The organism is Desertibaculum subflavum (genome assembly GCA_003576705.1).
GTDB classification, from domain to species: domain Bacteria; phylum Pseudomonadota; class Alphaproteobacteria; order Ferrovibrionales; family Ferrovibrionaceae; genus Desertibaculum; species Desertibaculum subflavum.
This window is the reverse complement of record QOZS01000002.1, coordinates 115,784-131,691: the sequence shown is the minus strand read 5'-3', so window position 1 is coordinate 131,691 and position 15,908 is coordinate 115,784. Positions and strand designations below refer to the sequence as shown.

10 protein-coding genes are annotated in these 15,908 nt (G+C 66.8%); all 10 read left to right on the top strand.

The window, feature by feature from the left end; translation table 11 throughout:
* Positions 1-33: 33 nt before the first annotated feature.
* Positions 34-2,439: a thiamine pyrophosphate-binding protein gene (locus DT074_RS01900; protein ID WP_119418102.1), complete on the top strand. Its 2,406-nt coding sequence runs from the start codon at positions 34-36 to the stop codon at positions 2,437-2,439.
* Positions 2,436-3,317 carry an MBL fold metallo-hydrolase gene (locus DT074_RS01895; protein ID WP_119418101.1) on the top strand — a complete coding sequence of 294 codons (882 nt, stop codon included), beginning with the start codon at positions 2,436-2,438 and terminating at the stop codon, positions 3,315-3,317. The genes DT074_RS01900 and DT074_RS01895 overlap by 4 nt, the downstream gene beginning before the upstream one ends.
* A gap of 102 nt (positions 3,318-3,419) precedes the next feature.
* Positions 3,420-4,712 (top strand): ABC transporter substrate-binding protein, encoded by a 1,293-nt coding sequence (locus DT074_RS01890; protein WP_119418100.1) that lies wholly within the window; start codon positions 3,420-3,422, stop codon positions 4,710-4,712.
* An 81-nt stretch (positions 4,713-4,793) separates the two neighbouring features.
* On the top strand, positions 4,794-5,540 hold the full coding sequence (locus tag DT074_RS01885) for an ABC transporter ATP-binding protein (RefSeq protein WP_119418099.1): 747 nt from the start codon (positions 4,794-4,796) through the stop codon (positions 5,538-5,540).
* Positions 5,527-6,231: an ABC transporter ATP-binding protein gene (locus DT074_RS01880; protein WP_119418098.1), complete on the top strand. Its 705-nt coding sequence runs from the start codon at positions 5,527-5,529 to the stop codon at positions 6,229-6,231. The genes DT074_RS01885 and DT074_RS01880 overlap by 14 nt, the downstream gene beginning before the upstream one ends.
* 3 nt (positions 6,232-6,234) lie before the next feature.
* Complete coding sequence (locus DT074_RS01875; protein ID WP_119418097.1) at positions 6,235-7,101, top strand: branched-chain amino acid ABC transporter permease; 867 nt, start codon at positions 6,235-6,237, stop codon at positions 7,099-7,101.
* A gap of 4 nt (positions 7,102-7,105) precedes the next feature.
* On the top strand, positions 7,106-8,080 hold the full coding sequence (locus DT074_RS01870) for a branched-chain amino acid ABC transporter permease (protein WP_119418096.1): 975 nt from the start codon (positions 7,106-7,108) through the stop codon (positions 8,078-8,080).
* A 46-nt stretch (positions 8,081-8,126) separates the two neighbouring features.
* Positions 8,127-9,668 (top strand): AMP-binding protein, encoded by a 1,542-nt coding sequence (locus DT074_RS01865; protein WP_119418095.1) that lies wholly within the window; start codon positions 8,127-8,129, stop codon positions 9,666-9,668.
* Positions 9,669-9,787: 119 nt separating this feature from the next.
* Positions 9,788-14,464 carry a glutamate synthase large subunit gene (gltB, locus tag DT074_RS01860; RefSeq protein ID WP_119418094.1) on the top strand — a complete coding sequence of 1,559 codons (4,677 nt, stop codon included), beginning with the start codon at positions 9,788-9,790 and terminating at the stop codon, positions 14,462-14,464.
* Positions 14,457-15,884, top strand: coding sequence for a glutamate synthase subunit beta (locus DT074_RS01855; protein WP_119418093.1), 1,428 nt, complete (start codon positions 14,457-14,459; stop codon positions 15,882-15,884). The genes gltB and DT074_RS01855 overlap by 8 nt, the downstream gene beginning before the upstream one ends.
* Positions 15,885-15,908: the final 24 nt, after the last annotated feature.

Here is a 15,908-nt window from a genome sequence, read left to right as displayed (position 1 = left end):
GGCTAGCATAGGTTTCCGCAAGGAGGATTTTCGATGGACGCGCCCTCGCCGCGCGGCGGCAATATCACAGGCGTGCTGAGCGAGCTGGAGCGCAAGGTGCTCTGGCTCGCCTGCTGGACGATTCACAACGCCAACCACGTGCGGCCGAGCCGCGACGGTATCAAGGTCGGCGGGCATCAATCCTCCTGCGCCTCGGCCGCCACCTTGATGTCGGCGCTTTATCTCGACGTCTTGGGGCCGGACGACCGGGTGGCGGTGAAGCCGCATGCCTCGCCGGTCTTCCACGCGATCCAGTATCTGCTCGGCCGGCAGGGCCGCGAAGCGCTGGAACGGTTCCGCGGCTTCGGCGGCGCGCAATCCTATCCGTCGCGCACCAAGGACAGGGACGATGTCGACTGGTCGACCGGCTCGGTCGGCCTCGGCGTCGGCGCCACCTTGTTCGCGGCGCTGGTGCGCGACTATGTGCGCCTGCAGGGGCTGGCGCCGGAGGCACGCACGCAGGGCCGCCTCGTCGCCATCGTCGGCGATGCCGAGCTGGACGAAGGCAATATCTTCGAGGCGCTGCTGGAAGGCTGGAAGCAGGACGTCCGGAATCTCTGGTGGGTCATCGACTACAACCGCCACAGCCTGGACGGCGTGGTCAGCGACGACCTGTTCCAACGCATCCAGACCTTCTTCCAGAATGTCGGCTGGCAGGTGGTCAACATCAAATACGGCAAGCTGCTGCAGCACGCCTTCGAGGGGCCGGCCGGCGGGGCGCTCCGGCAATGGATCGACGATTGCCCGAATCAGCTCTACTCGGCGCTGACCTTCAAGGGTGGGGCGGCGTGGCGCGAGCATCTGCAGCGCGACCTTGGCGGTACGTCAGGACTCAAGGAACTGCTCGACGGGCATGACGATCCGGCGCTGCACCGGCTGATGACCAATCTCGGCGGTCACGACCTGCCGACCCTGCTGGAGGCGTTCCACGGCGTGAAGGACGACCGGCCGCATTGCTTCGTCGCCTACACGATCAAGGGCCATGGCCTGCCGCTCGCCGGCCACAAGGACAACCATGCCGGCCTGATGACCAGGGAGCAGATGGCGGCGTTCCGCGCGGCCCAGCGCGTGCCCGAGGGCAGCGAATGGGACCCCTTCGCGGGCCTCGAGCTGCCGGCGGAGGAGCTGCGCGCCTTTCTCGATGCCGTCCCCTTCAACCGCCGGCCCAAGCCGGCAAGGCGCGGGCCTGTGATGCCGTTCGCGGCCCTGCCGGCGCCGGCGCAGGAGAAGCAATCGACGCAGGAGGCCTTCGGCCGCATCCTCAACGATCTCGCGCGGCGCGACGACGAGCTGGCCAGGCGCGTCGTCACCACCTCGCCGGATGTCACCGTCTCGACCAATCTCGGCGGCTGGGTCAACCAGCGCGGCGTGTTCCACCGGATCGAGCAGCCGGACCTGTTCCGGGAGGAGGCAGTGGCCTCGCCGTTCCGCTGGGCCAAGGGACCGAAGGGTCAGCATATCGAGCTCGGCATCGCCGAGAACAACCTTTTCCTGCTGCTCGCCGCGCTCGGCCTGTCGGAACAGCATTTCGGCGCCCGGCTGCTGCCGGTCGGCACGCTCTACGATCCGTTCGTCGCGCGCGGCCTCGATGCGCTGAACTACGCTTGCTATGTCGATGCGCGCTTCATGGTGGTGGGGACACCCTCGGGCCTTGCATTGGCGCCGGAAGGCGGTGCGCACCAGTCGATCGGCACGCCGCTGATCGGCATGGCGCAGGACGGCATTGCCGCCTTCGAGCCGGCCTTCGCCGACGAGCTGGCGGCGATCATGACCTGGTCTTTCGACTATATGCAGCGCTCCGGCGAAGGGACTTCGCCGATCGAATGGCTGCGCGATATGGAGGGCGGCTCCGTCTACCTTCGCCTCTCCACGCGCACGATCGACCAGCCGCGCCGTACGATGGACGAGGCTCTGCGCAACGGCGTCATCGCCGGCGGCTACTGGCTCCGCGAGCCCGGGCCCGGTGCCGAGCTCGCCATCGCCTATGCCGGGGCCATCGCTCCGGAGGCGCTGGCCGCGTTCGACGAGCTGGCCGAGGAAATGCCGGGGATCGGCCTGCTCGCCGTCACCTCGGCAGACCGCTTGAACGCCGCCTGGACCGCGGCGGCGCGGGCGCGCGAGCACGGCAATGCGGGCGCGCGTTCACCGATCGATCGCCTGCTGGCGCCGCTTGCGGCGGACGCCGGCATCGTCACTGTGCTGGACGGGCATCCGGCGACGCTCGCCTGGCTCGGCGCGGTGCGCGGGCATCGCGTGCGCTCGCTGGGCGTCGAGCATTTCGGCCAGTCCGGCGACCTGCCGGACCTGTTCCGACATTACGGGATCGATGCCGAGGCGATCATGAACGCCGCGGCGTCATTGTTGGTCGAACGAGCCAAAGGGTCGGGAGGAAGTGCATGAGCGTGCAGAGGGTCGGTGACATCACGATCGACAAGGTGGTCGATCTGGCGGGCATGGGCTTCGTGACGAAGCAACTGCTGCCCGATCTCGAGCCCGACGTGCTGGAGGCCAATGCGGACTGGCTCTGCCCCGATCATTGGAACCGGGAGAAGAACCGCTTCAACATGTCGATCCACAGCTGGGTGGTGCGCAACGGGCGGCAGACCATCCTGATCGATACCTGCCTGGGGAACGACAAGGAGCGGCCCGACCGCCCGTTCTGGCACCGGCGCCAGGGCGATTTCCTGCAGCAGCTACGCGCTGTCGGCGTGCAGCCGGAGGATGTGACGCATGTCTGCTGCACGCATCTTCATGTCGATCATGTCGGCTGGAACACCCAGTTGAAGGACGGCCGCTGGGTGCCGACCTTCCCGAACGCGAAATACCTGTTCGGCCGCACCGAGTACGCCCATTGGGCCGAGGAGCAGAAAAAGCCCGGCGCCAATGTCGGCGATGGCGCCTTTCTCGACAGCGTGGTGCCGATCGTCGATGCCGGCCTCGCCGTGATGGTCGACAAGGATTACGACTTCGACCGCGCCATCACGCTGGAGGAGTTTCCGGGCCATACGCCGGGCAGCCTCGTCATCGGGCTGCAGAGCAAGGGCGAGGAAGCGCATTTCATCGGCGACATCATGCATCACCCGATCCAGGTCTATCGGCCGGGCTGGTCCAGCCAGTTCTGCTGGGATCCGAAGATGTCGGCGTCGAGCCGGCGCCGCGTTCTCGAGCTCTGCGTGGAGCGGAAGTCGCTGCTGCTGCCGGCGCATTTCGGCGCCTCCGGCTGCGGCCATATCCATCCCCACCAGGGAAACTTCCGCATCGATTGGGCGAAGGGCTGAAAAGCGGGCGCGGCGGCCCGAACGCCGTCGCGCTCCTTGACAATCCTTCGCGGGCTTCTTCAATCTGCCCTCCAAGGGATATCGATAAACGGGGAGGGTGGAATGAGGCTGGGATTCCCTGCGCGCGTGAGCGTGCTGGCGGGCGCACTGGTGTGCGGGTCCGCGCTGTCGGCCGCGGCCGATATCAAGATCGGCGTGATCTACGACCTGACCGGCCCGTTCGCCGGCGGCGGCTCCAAGGCGGCCGCGATCGGCACGCAGATCGCCATCGACATGATCAACGAGAAGGGCGGCGTGGAAGGCCACAAGATCATCCCGATCAATGCCGACGCGCAGTCCAAGGCCGATGTCGCCATCAACGAGGCGGAGCGGCTGTTGAACCAGGAGAAGGTCGACCTGCTGATGGGCGTCTACTCATCGGCCCATTGCGTGCCGCTGGCGCAGAAGGTCGACGCCGCGCAGAAATTCTTCTGGGCCAATGTCTGCGTCGCCTCCGCGGTGTTCAAGGACAAGAACCTGAAATACGTGTTCCGCCCGCAGGTGCATTCCGATCAGTTCGGTGAGGCGAGCTGCAAGTTCCTGGCCGAGGTGGCGAAGCCGAAGATGAAGAAGGAGGTCAAGGACCTCAAGGTCGCCATCATCCACGAGGACGGCCCCTACGGCGTCGGCGTGGCGCAAGGCAACGAGGAGGTCTGCAAAGAGCTCGGCATGCAGGTCGTACTGAAGGAGGGCTATTCGGCGAGCTCGGCCGATCTCTCCTCGCTGGTGACCAAGCTGAAGCGCGCCCGACCCGACGTGATCCTGCATACCGGCTACAACCCGGACATCACGCTGTTCCTGCGCCAGTCCCGCGAGGGTGGCCTGCGCTTCGATGCCATGATCGGCCACGGTGCCGGCTACGGCCAGATCGACAAGCTGATCGAGACCTTCAAGGACGACGTGAACTACTTCTACAACGTCGACCCGGTCGCCGCGCAGCTGCTCGATGCCAAGAGCCTGAAGCCCGGCATCGGCGACCTGACGGCGGAGATGATCAAGCGCTACAAGGCGCAGACTGGCGTGCAGGAAGTGCCCCCTCACACCTCGATGGGCTTCAACCAGACCTGGATCTTCCTCAGCGACGTGCTGCCGCGCGCGATCAAGAAATATGGCGGCTTCGATGCCGAGGCTCTGCGCAAGGCGGCGCTGGAGACCAACATTCCGGAGGGCGGCACGATCCAGGGCTACGGCGTGAAGTTCAATCCGCCGGGCCACAAGATGGCGGGGCAGAATGCGCTGTCCTCGCCGGTGGTGATGCAATACGTCAAGGGCGAGACCAAGATCGCCTGGCCGACGGGCCTGCGCACGATCGACCCGGTGATCCCGTTGCCCAAGGGCCACGCTTACGCACGCTGATCCGAGCGTTTCGTTCGGTGAAGGGGGAGACACTGCGCGCCCGGGGCGGGCGCGCAGTGCCACAGTCGGGGGCGTGTGCCATTGCTTGAAGTTCGCGACCTTACCAAGCGCTTCGGCGGGTTCACCGCGGTCAGCGGCGTCAGCTTCGATCTCGCCGAAGGCGAGATCCTGGGCCTGATCGGGCCCAACGGATCCGGCAAGAGCACGACGTTCAACTGCCTGTCCGGGCTGTATCTGCCGACATCGGGCAACGTCCGCTTCCAGGGGCGCGACATCGCGGGATGGAGCTCGAGCCGGGTCTGCCATGCCGGCATTGCGCGGACCTTTCAGATTCCGCGGCCGTTCAAGAACCTGACCATCCTGGAGAACGTCGCCGTCTCGGCCTATTACGGCCGGGCGAGGTCGGTCTCGCGGCGCGAGGCCTTCGTCCATGCGGAGGAGGCGCTCGCCATGGTGCGCCTGCCGGTCGATCCGACGCTCGGCATCGGCGGACTCGGCGCCGCCGGCCTGAAGAAGCTCGAACTGGCCCGCGCGCTCGCCACCGGGCCGAAGCTGTTGCTCGCCGACGAGAGCCTCGGCGGCCTCGACGAATCGGAGATGGACCAGGCCGCCGACATGCTGCAGGCGATCCGGCGCGACAAGGGCATCACCATCATCTGGGTCGAGCACATCATGGGCGTGCTGATGCGGGTGGTGGACCGGGTGATGGTGCTGGACCACGGGGAGGTGATCGCCAGCGGCACGCCGGCCGAGGTGGCGGCCCATCCCAAGGTCATCGAGGTCTATCTCGGCTCTGACCCGACGGCGAGGCAGCATGCTCAAGCTTGAGGGTGTCTCCGCCGGCTACGGCGACTTCCAGGCGCTGTTCGGGGCGAGCCTCGACGTGCAGGCGGGCGAGGCGGTCGCGGTGATCGGCCCGAACGGTGCCGGCAAGACCACCTTGCTCCGGGTCATTTCCGGCATCATCCCGCTGCGCGAAGGCCATCTCAGCATGGAAGGGCGGCCCCTCGACCGGGTGCCGGCGCACCGCATCATCGAGACCGGCATCGCTCATGTGCCGGAGAACCGCCGGCTGTTCCCGCGACTCACAGTCGAGGAGAACCTGAAGATCGGCGCCTATCTGCCGGCGGCGCGCAGCCGCTTCGCCGAGCGGCTCGATTTCGTCTACTCGCTGTTCCCGCGCATGAAGGAGCGGCGCAACCAGCTCGCCGGCACCATGTCGGGCGGCGAGCAGCAGATGTGCGCCATCGGCCGCGCCCTGATGTCGGGACCGAAGCTGCTGCTGATGGACGAGCCTTCGGCCGGCCTCGCGCCGGTGATCGTCCAGCAGGTCTTCGATCTGGTGCGCCGCATCCGCTCCGAGGGCTACACGGTGCTGATCGTGGAACAGAACATCCAGCAGGTGCTGAAGGTGGTCGACCGCGCCTATCTCCTCGAAGTCGGCCGCATCAAGCTTTCCGGCAAAAGTGCCGATCTCCTCGCCAGCGACGAGATCCGCCGCGCCTATATCGGGCTCTGACGCATGGACACAATCTTCGACATCTACCTGCTCGAGGCGATCGTGAACGGCGTGCTGCTCGGCGGCGTGCTCGGCCTGCTCGCGCTCGGCCTCAACCTGGTCTTCGGCGTCATCGACGTGGTGTGGATCTGCTATGCCGAGCTGGTCATGCTCGGCATGTACACGGTCTATTTTCTGCACGTCGTCTACGGGGTCCCGGTCCTGCTCGCCTGCCTTGGGGCGGTGGTGGTGGTCGGCGTGCTCGGTGCGCTGCTGCACTACCTGGTCATTCGTCCCGTCCTGCAGAGCGAGCCGATCAACCAGCTGCTGGTCACCGGCGGGGTCCTGTTCTTCCTGCAGAGCTTCGCGACTCTGGTGTTCGGGATCGAGTTCCGCAATCTCGGCCTCAAGCTGCCGATCCTGAACTTCGGCGAGATGTATTTCTCCTATGCCCGCGTGCTGGCCTTCCTGGTGGCGCTGGCTGGCATGGTGGGCCTCTACCTCTTCCTCACCCGCACCTTCCTCGGCACCGCGATCCGCGCCATCGCGCAGGACCGCGAGATCATGCCGCTGATGGGCGTCGACAGCCGCAAGCTCTATCTGGTCACCTCGGGCATCGGGGGCGGGCTCGCCGGCCTCGCGGCCTGCCTGCTGGTGCTGCAATACGACGTGCATCCGGCGATCGGCCTCACCTTTGGGCCGATCACCTTCATGATCTGCGTGCTGGGCGGGCTCGGCAACATGATCGGCGGTTTCGTCGCCGCCTTCATCATCAGCCAGTTCATCTCGATCGGCGGGTTCTTCTTCCATATCGAGTGGGGCTACGTCATCGCCTTCGCCTTCTTCATCCTGACCATGTTCATCAGGCCGCAGGGCCTGTTCGGGAAATAGGCCCATGCAGCGCGACGTCATCGCCCCTCTGGTCATCGCCGCGCTGGTGGCACTGGCCCCGTTCGCCGGCCAGACGGATTACTTCATCCACATCCTGGTGCAGATCCTGCTCTGGGGCTTCATCTACACCGCGTGGTCGCTGATGGGCCGGTTCGGCCTGGTCTCGCTCGGCCACGGTGCCTTCATGGGGATCGGCGCCTATGTCACGGTCCTGCTGTGGAATTTCTTCGAGCTGACGCCCTGGATCGGCATGCCGATCGCTGTCGCGGCGGCCGTGGCGCTGGCGGCGATCGTGGGTTGGCCCTGCGTCCGGCTTCGCATCGTCGGCCACTATTTCGCGCTGGTGACGCTCGCGCTGACCGCGGTGGTCGCCCTCAGCATCGTGGGTCTGCGCGACATCACCGGCGGCTCGCTCGGTCTGACGCCGAACCGCGAGGCGGCGGGCACGTCGATCTATGCCTTCCAGTTCGCCTCCAAGACCGTGTTCCTCTACGTCGCCCTGGTACTCTGGCTGATCGGTCTCTTCGTGTGGCGCGCGGTGGATCGCGGCATGGGCCGCTACGCGCTGCAGGCGATCTCCTCCGACGAGGATGCCTCGGCTTCGGTCGGCATCAATGTCGGCGTCGAGAAGATCCGCATCATCCTGCTCTCGGCCGGGCTGACCGCGCTCGGCGGCGCGGTGTTCGGGCAGTACCAGATGTACATCAACCCGGAGACCGTCTCAGGGATCGGCGTCTCGCTGCAGATCGTGTTCGCGGTCGTCGCCGGCGGCATGTTCGTCCAGCTCGGCCCGACCGTCGGCGCCGCCTTCACCCTGATCCTGGCCGAGACCCTCCGCATTCTGATCGGTAACGAGTATCATGCCGCCGATACAACGATTTACGGCCTAATGCTGGTGTTGTTCATCATCTTCATGCCGAAGGGTATCCTGGGTGCCGTCTTCGCCGGGCTTGAACGGGCCAAGGCCAAAGCGGCATAACGGCGCTTCCCGGAGGAAGCGTCCCCGTTCAGGACCAGCAACGACAATGCATCCCTATATCCATGCCCAGAAGACGCCGGACAAGGCGGCCTACATCATGGCCGCGACCGGCGAGACGGTGACCTACCGCCAGCTCGACCAGCGCTCCAACCAGGGCGCGCAGCTGTTCCGCCAGCTCGGCCTGAAGGCGGGCGATGCCATCGCGCTGCAGATGGACAACAACGCCCGCTATTTCGAGATCTGCTGGGCGGCGCAGCGCGCCGGCCTGCTCTACACCGCCATGAGCTCGCGCCTGACGGCCGAGGAGGCGGAGTACATCATCAACGATTGCGGCGCGAAGCTGTTCATCGCCTCCGTCAGCCAGCGGAGCCAGGCGCTGGAACTGCGGACGCGCATGCCGAAGGTGCCGCATCGCTTCGCCGTCGGCGGCGAGATCGACGGCTACGAGGGCTGGGAAACCTCCCTCGCCGCCATGCCGTCGACGCCGATCGCCGACCAGCGCGCCGGCCGCGACATGCTCTATTCCTCCGGCACGACCGGCCGGCCGAAGGGCGTGAAGACCGAGCTGCTGGAGGAGGCGATCGACGCGCCGGGCTCGCTGCTCAACCTGGCGACGGCGCTCTATGGCCTGACGTCTGAGGTCGTCTATCTCTCGCCGGCGCCGCTCTATCACGCGGCGCCGCTGCGCTACAACATGACGGTGATGCGGATCGGCGGCACCAGCATCGTCATGGAGCATTTCGACGCCGAGCAGGCGCTGGCGCTGATCGAGAAATACAAGGTCACGCACTCGCAATGGGTGCCGACCATGTTCGTCCGCATGCTGAAACTGCCGGAGGCGGTGCGGAAGAAATACGACGTCTCCTCCCTCAAGGTCGCGATCCACGCGGCCGCGCCCTGTCCGGTGCAGGTGAAGGAGGAGATGATCCGCTGGTGGGGCCCGGTGCTGCACGAATACTACGCCGGCACCGAGGGCAACGGCTTCGTCGCCTGCAACAGCCAGGAATGGCTGGCCCACAAGGGCACGGTCGGCCGCGCGCTGCTCGGCGAGATCCACATCCTGGACGAGGCGGGCAAGGAGCAGCCCCAGGGCGAAGCGGGCATGATCTACTTCGCCAACGGCCCGGTCTTCGAGTACCACAACGATCCGGGGAAAACGAAAGAGTCACGCACGCCGCAAGGCTGGTCGACGCTCGGCGATATCGGCTACCTGGACAAGGACGGCTTTCTGCACCTGACCGATCGCAAGGCCCATATGATCATTTCCGGCGGGGTGAATATCTACCCGCAGGAAGTGGAGAATCTCCTGGTCACCCATCCCAAGGTCGCTGACGTGGCGGTGATCGGCGTGCCGAACGTCGATTTCGGCGAGGAAGTGAAGGCGGTGGTGCAGCCGATCGATCCAGGCGCGGCAGGCCCGGCCCTGGCCGAGGAGCTGATCGCCTTCTGCAAGGCGCACTTGTCGGCGATCAAATGCCCCCGCAGCGTGGATTTCGAGGCCGAGCTGCCGCGCCACCCGACGGGCAAGCTTTACAAGCGACTGATTCGCGATAGGTACTGGCAGGGGCGCCAGTCGAAACTGGTGTGACGCGGCGTGTTGCGGACCGACTCGGTCGTTGCGGCCGACGGGCGGTCTATGTAACAAATTGAAGCTTCCGCGAGACAACGAGGCTGGCGGCCGGGCAGGCAGACCGACCGACGGTTGGCATGGGCGCGGGGGTGGGCGGAAACGCAGGCCGAAAGGCCGCGAATGGGGAAAGGGTCGATGGGGTGAATGAGCTGCCGGTAGCGCAGGGATTGTACGACCCGAGCCGCGAGCACGACGCCTGCGGTGTTGGCTTCGTTGTCGATATCAAGAACCGCAAGTCGCACGAGATCATCCGCCAGGGCCTGCAGATCCTGATCAACCTGGATCATCGCGGTGCCGTCGGCGCCGACCCGCTGGCCGGCGATGGCGCCGGCATCCTGATCCAGAAGCCCGATGCCTTCCTGCGCGCTGTCATGGCCGAGCAGGGCGTGAAGCTGCCGCCGGAGCCCGACTACGGCGTCGGCATGGTGTTCCTGCCGCGCGGCGAGGCCGACCGGGTCAAGGCCGTGTCGATGGTGGAGGACACCGTCGCCCAGGAGGGGCAGACCTTGCTCGGCTGGCGCGAGGTGCCGGTCGACCGCACCGGGCTCGGCGAGACGGTGAAGGCGAACGAGCCGGTCATCCGCCAGATCTTCATCGGCCGCGGCGCCAATTGCCGCGACCGGGCGAGCTTCGAGCGCAAGCTCTTCGTCATCCGCAAGCTGCTCGAGAATGCCGTGCGTGAGGAGCCGCGCGAGGGCCTCGGCAAGCTGTTCTTCCCGTCGCTCTCGACCCGCACGCTGGTCTACAAGGGCATGCTGCTGGCGGGCCAGGTCGGCACGTTCTACGTCGACCTCAAGGATCCGCGCGTCGTCACCGCGCTGGCGCTGGTGCATCAGCGCTTCTCGACCAACACCTTCCCCGCCTGGCGGCTCGCGCATCCCTACCGGATGATCGCCCATAACGGCGAGATCAACACGCTGCGCGGCAACTTGAACTGGATGGCGGCGCGCCGGCATTCGATGTCGTCGGAGCTGTTCGGCTCGGATCTCGCCAAGCTGTGGCCGCTGATCGCCGAGGGCCAGTCCGACACGGCGAGCTTCGACAACGCGCTCGAGCTTCTGGTCGCCGGCGGCTACCCGCTCGCCCAGGCCGTCATGATGATGATCCCGGAGGCCTGGGCCGGCCATCAGCTGATGGACGAGAAGCTCCGCGCCTTCTACGAGTACCACGCGGCGCTGATGGAGCCCTGGGACGGGCCCGCCGCCATCGCCTTCACCGACGGACGGCAGATCGGCGCCACGCTCGACCGCAACGGCCTGCGCCCGGCGCGCTATGTCGTGACCGACGACGACAAGGTGATCCTCGCCTCCGAGGCCGGCGTGCTGCCGGTGCCGGAAGAGCGCATCGTCAAGAAGTGGCGGCTGCAGCCCGGCAAGATGCTGCTGATCGACCTGGAGCGCGGCCGCATCGTCGACGATGCCGAGCTCAAGGCCGATCTCGCCAATGCGCATCCCTACCAGGCCTGGCTCGAGGCGACGCAGTTCCGCCTGGAGGAGCTGCCGGATGCCGTGCGCTCGAACCGCGCGCCGGGGCCGAGCCTGCTCGATCGCCAGCAGGCCTTCGGCTACACGCAGGAGGATGTGAGCTTCATCCTCGAGCCGATTGCCGTTTCCGGCGAGGAGCCGATCGGTTCCATGGGCTCGGACACGCCGATCTCGGTGCTCTCCGCCCGGCCGAAGCTGCTCTACAGCTATTTCAAGCAGTGCTTCGCCCAGGTCACCAACCCGCCGATCGACCCGATCCGCGAGGAGCTGGTGATGTCGCTGGTGTCGCAGATCGGGCCGAGGCCCAATCTGCTCGGCCTGCATCATGCGGATACGCATCGTCGCCTCGAAGTGCGCACGCCGATCCTGACCGACGAGGATCTGGAGAAGATCCGCGGCATCAATGCCCTGGTCGGCGATGCCTTCCGCACCCAGACGCTCGACATCTGCTGGGACGCTGCCGAGGGACGCGCCGGCATGGCGTCGGCGCTCGACCGGCTGTGCGCCGCCGCCAAGCAGGCAGTGGAGCAAGGCCACAACATCCTGATCCTGTCGGACCGCGCGATGGATCAGGACCGCATCGCGATTCCGGCGCTGCTCGCCACCTCGGCCGTGCATCACCACCTGATCCGCGAGGGGCTGCGCACCGAGACCGGCCTCGTGGTCGAGACCGGCGAGGCGCGCGAGGTGCATCACTTCTGTGTCCTCGCGGGCTATGGCGCCGAGGCGATCAATCCCTATCTCGCCTTCGAGACCTTGGGCGCAATGCGCGAGCAGCTGCCGGCGGATGCGACGGCGGACAAGGTCGCGCAGCGCTACATCAAGGCGATGGGCAAGGGCATCCTGAAGGTGATGTCCAAGATGGGCATCTCGACCTATCAGTCCTATTGCGGCGCGCAGATCTTCGACGCGGTCGGCCTCGCCACCGGCTTTGTGCAGCAATACTTTACCGGCACGGCGAGCCGCATCGAGGGCGTCGGTCTCGACGAGGTGGCGGCCGAGACGGTGGAGCGCCATCGTCAGGCATTCGGCGACGCGCCGGTCTACCGCGATGCGCTGGATCCGGGCGGCGAGTACCAGCTCCGCCTGCGCGGCGAGGCGCATGTCTGGAATCCCGAGAGCATCGCCAAGCTGCAGCACGCCGTGCGCGGCAACAGCAGGGACACCTACCGCGACTACGCCAAGGGAGTGAACGAGCAGAGCGAGCGTCTGCTCACGCTGCGCGGCCTGTTCCAGCTGAAGCCGGCGGCGACGCCGGTGCCGCTGGACGAGGTCGAGCCCGCGGCCGAGATCGTCAAGCGCTTCGCCACCGGTGCGATGTCCTACGGCTCGATCAGCCGCGAGGCGCATACCACGCTCGCCATCGCCATGAACCGTATCGGCGGCAAGTCGAACACGGGTGAGGGCGGCGAGGAAGCGGACCGCTTCCAGCCGCTGCCGAACGGCGATTCCATGCGCTCGGCGATCAAGCAGGTGGCGTCCGGCCGGTTCGGCGTGACCACCGAATACCTGGTCAACGCCGACGACCTGCAGATCAAGATGGCGCAGGGCGCCAAGCCCGGCGAGGGCGGCCAGCTGCCCGGCCACAAGGTCAACGGCCCGATCGCCAAGGTGCGTCATTCGACGCCCGGTGTCGGCCTGATCTCGCCGCCGCCGCATCACGACATCTACTCGATCGAAGATCTGGCCCAGCTGATCCACGACCTGAAGAACGCCAACCCGCGCGCGCGGGTCAGCGTGAAGCTGGTCTCCGAGATCGGCGTCGGCACCGTCGCAGCCGGCGTCTCCAAGGCGCGGGCCGACCACGTGACGATCTCGGGCTTCGAGGGCGGCACGGGCGCGAGCCCGCTGACCTCGCTGACCCATGCCGGCAGCCCGTGGGAGATCGGGCTTGCGGAGACGCAGCAGACGTTGGTGCTCAATCGGCTTCGCGGCCGCATCGCCGTGCAGGTCGATGGCGGCTTGCGCACCGGGCGCGACGTCGTGGTTGGCGCCTTGCTCGGCGCCGACGAGTTCGGCTTCGCCACCGCGCCGCTGATCGCCGCCGGCTGCATCATGATGCGCAAGTGCCATCTCAACACCTGCCCGGTCGGCATCGCGACCCAGGATCCGGTGTTGCGAAAGCGCTTCGCCGGCGCGCCGGAGCACGTGATCAACTATTTCTTCTTCGTCGCCGAGGAAGTGCGCGAGCTGATGGCCGAGCTCGGCTTCCGTACGGTTCGCGAGATGGTCGGCCGCTCCGACCGGCTGGACATGCGCCGCGCCATCGATCACTGGAAAGCGAAGGGTGTCGATCTCGCGCGGCTGCTCTATCGGCCGCCGGTCGGGCCGGAAGTCGCGATACACAATTGCGAGACCCAGGATCACGGGCTCGATGCCGCGCTCGACCGCAGACTGATCTCGGAGGCGCAGCCGGCCTTGCTGCGGGGCAAGCCCGTCCGCATCGAGACCGAGGTCCGCAACGTCAACCGCACGGTCGGCGCCATGCTGTCCGGCGAGGTGGCGCTGGCCTATGGTCACAAGGGGTTGCCGGACGACACGATCTCGATCAAGGCGCATGGCACGGCCGGCCAGAGCTTCGGCGCCTTCCTCGCCCATGGCGTTTCGATCGAGCTCGCGGGCGAGGCAAACGACTATGTCGGCAAGGGCCTGAGCGGCGGACGGATCGCCATCTACAAGCCGGATGCGGGCCGCTATGTGCCCAGCGAGAACATTATCGTCGGCAATACGGTGCTGTACGGCGCCATCGAGGGCGAGGCGTATTTCTCCGGCGTCGCGGGCGAGCGCTTCGCGGTGCGCAATTCCGGTGCCGTCGCCGTGGTCGAGGGCGTCGGCGATCATGGCTGCGAATACATGACCGGCGGTGTCGTGGTGGTGCTCGGGCCGACCGGCCGAAACTTCGCCGCCGGCATGTCGGGCGGCATCGCCTATGTTCTGGACGCCGACGGCAGTTTCCGTCGCAAGTGCAACACGGCGATGGTTGAGCTCGAAGATGTCGTGGGCGATGCGGGGCCGAGCGGTGAATACATGAACGGCCATCTGCCGGGCGATCATCTGGCCGATGATGCGCGGCGCCTGCGGGTGCTGATCGAGCGGCATCTCCACTACACCAACAGCGACGTCGCCCGGGCGATCCTGGCCGACTGGAACGCCTATCTGCCGAAATTCGTCAAGATCATGCCGACCGACTATCGCCGTGCGCTGAACGAGATGAAGGCGCAGGCGCCGCTCGCGGCCAAGGGCGGCGAGGGGGCACCGGCGCATGGGTAAGGTCACCGGCTTTCTCGAGTTCGGCCGCGAGGATCGCGGCTACGTCAAGGCGAAGGAACGGGTCAAGGGATACGACGAGTTCCTGGTCCCGCTGCCGGAGGAGAAGCTCGCCAAGCAGGCTGCGCGCTGCATGGATTGCGGCGTGCCGTTCTGTCACAACGGCTGTCCGGTCAACAACCTGATTCCGGACTGGAACAATCTGGTCTACCGCCACCAGTGGCGGGCCGCGCTGGACTCGCTGCATTCGACCAACAATTTCCCCGAGTTCACCGGCCGCATCTGCCCGGCGCCCTGTGAGGCGTCCTGCGTGCTGACCATCAACGACGACCCGGTGACGATCAAGACGATCGAATGCGCCATCGTCGATCGCGGCTGGGACGAGGGCTGGATCGCGCCGGTCGTGCCGGCGGCGAAGACCGGCAAGCGGATCGCCGTGGTCGGCTCCGGTCCCGCCGGCATGGCGGCGGCGCAGCAGCTCGCCCGCGCCGGCCACAATGTGACACTGTTCGAGAAGGCCGACCGTATCGGCGGCCTGCTCCGCTACGGCATTCCCGATTTCAAGATGGACAAGCGGCTGATCGACCGCCGCATGGCGCAGATGGCGGCAGAGGGCGTCACCTTCTGCACCGGCGTGCATGTCGGGGTCGGCTTCGCGGCGGACAGGCTCACCGCCGAGCACGATGCGGTGCTGCTGACCGGCGGCGCCGAGCATCCGCGCGACCTGCCCGTGCCGGGACGTGAGCTCGACGGCGTCCACTATGCGATGGACTACCTGACGCAGCAGAACAAGCGCGTCGCCGGCGACGATGCCTCGGACCAGCGCCAGATTCTGGCGACGGGCAAGCACGTGGTGGTAATCGGCGGCGGCGATACCGGCTCGGACTGCATCGGCACGGCGAACCGCCAGGGTGCTGCCTCGATCACGCAATTCGAGATCCTGCCGCGGCCGCCGGTGAAGGAGAACACGCCGCTGGTCTGGCCGAATTGGCCGCTCAAGCTGCGCAGCTCCTCGTCGCACGAGGAAGGCTGCGAGCGCGATTTCGCGGTGACGACCAAGGCCTTCATCGGCGAGAACGGCCGGGTCACCAGGCTTCGCGGTGCCAGGCTGCTCTGGGAAGGCGCCCGCATGCAGGAAGTGGCGGGCAGCGAGTTCGAGATCCCGGCCGATCTCGTCCTGCTCGCCATGGGCTTCGTGCATCCGGTGCATGCCGGCATGCTGGAGCAGCTCGCCCTGGAGCGGGACGGCCGCGGCAACGTCAAGGCGGACACCGACCGCTATCAGACGTCGAACCCGAAGGTCTTCGCCGCCGGCGATATGCGTCGCGGCCAGTCCCTTGTCGTCTGGGCCATCCGCGAAGGGCGCCAGGCCGCCCGCGCGGTGGATGCCTTCCTGATGGGAAGCTCCGATTTGCCGCGCTGAGCGCTCACGGCTCTCCCCGAAGCG

Coding starts and splice junctions, on each gene's coding strand:
- DT074_RS01900 (WP_119418102.1), top strand. CDS start 34: ATGGACGCGCCCTCGCCGCGCGGCGGCAATATCACAGGCGTGCTGAGC.
- DT074_RS01895 (WP_119418101.1), top strand. CDS start 2,436: ATGAGCGTGCAGAGGGTCGGTGACATCACGATCGACAAGGTGGTCGAT.
- DT074_RS01890 (WP_119418100.1), top strand. CDS start 3,420: ATGAGGCTGGGATTCCCTGCGCGCGTGAGCGTGCTGGCGGGCGCACTG.
- DT074_RS01880 (WP_119418098.1), top strand. CDS start 5,527: ATGCTCAAGCTTGAGGGTGTCTCCGCCGGCTACGGCGACTTCCAGGCG.
- DT074_RS01875 (WP_119418097.1), top strand. CDS start 6,235: ATGGACACAATCTTCGACATCTACCTGCTCGAGGCGATCGTGAACGGC.
- DT074_RS01870 (WP_119418096.1), top strand. CDS start 7,106: ATGCAGCGCGACGTCATCGCCCCTCTGGTCATCGCCGCGCTGGTGGCA.
- DT074_RS01865 (WP_119418095.1), top strand. CDS start 8,127: ATGCATCCCTATATCCATGCCCAGAAGACGCCGGACAAGGCGGCCTAC.
- gltB (WP_119418094.1), top strand. CDS start 9,788: ATGGGCGCGGGGGTGGGCGGAAACGCAGGCCGAAAGGCCGCGAATGGG.
- DT074_RS01855 (WP_119418093.1), top strand. CDS start 14,457: ATGGGTAAGGTCACCGGCTTTCTCGAGTTCGGCCGCGAGGATCGCGGC.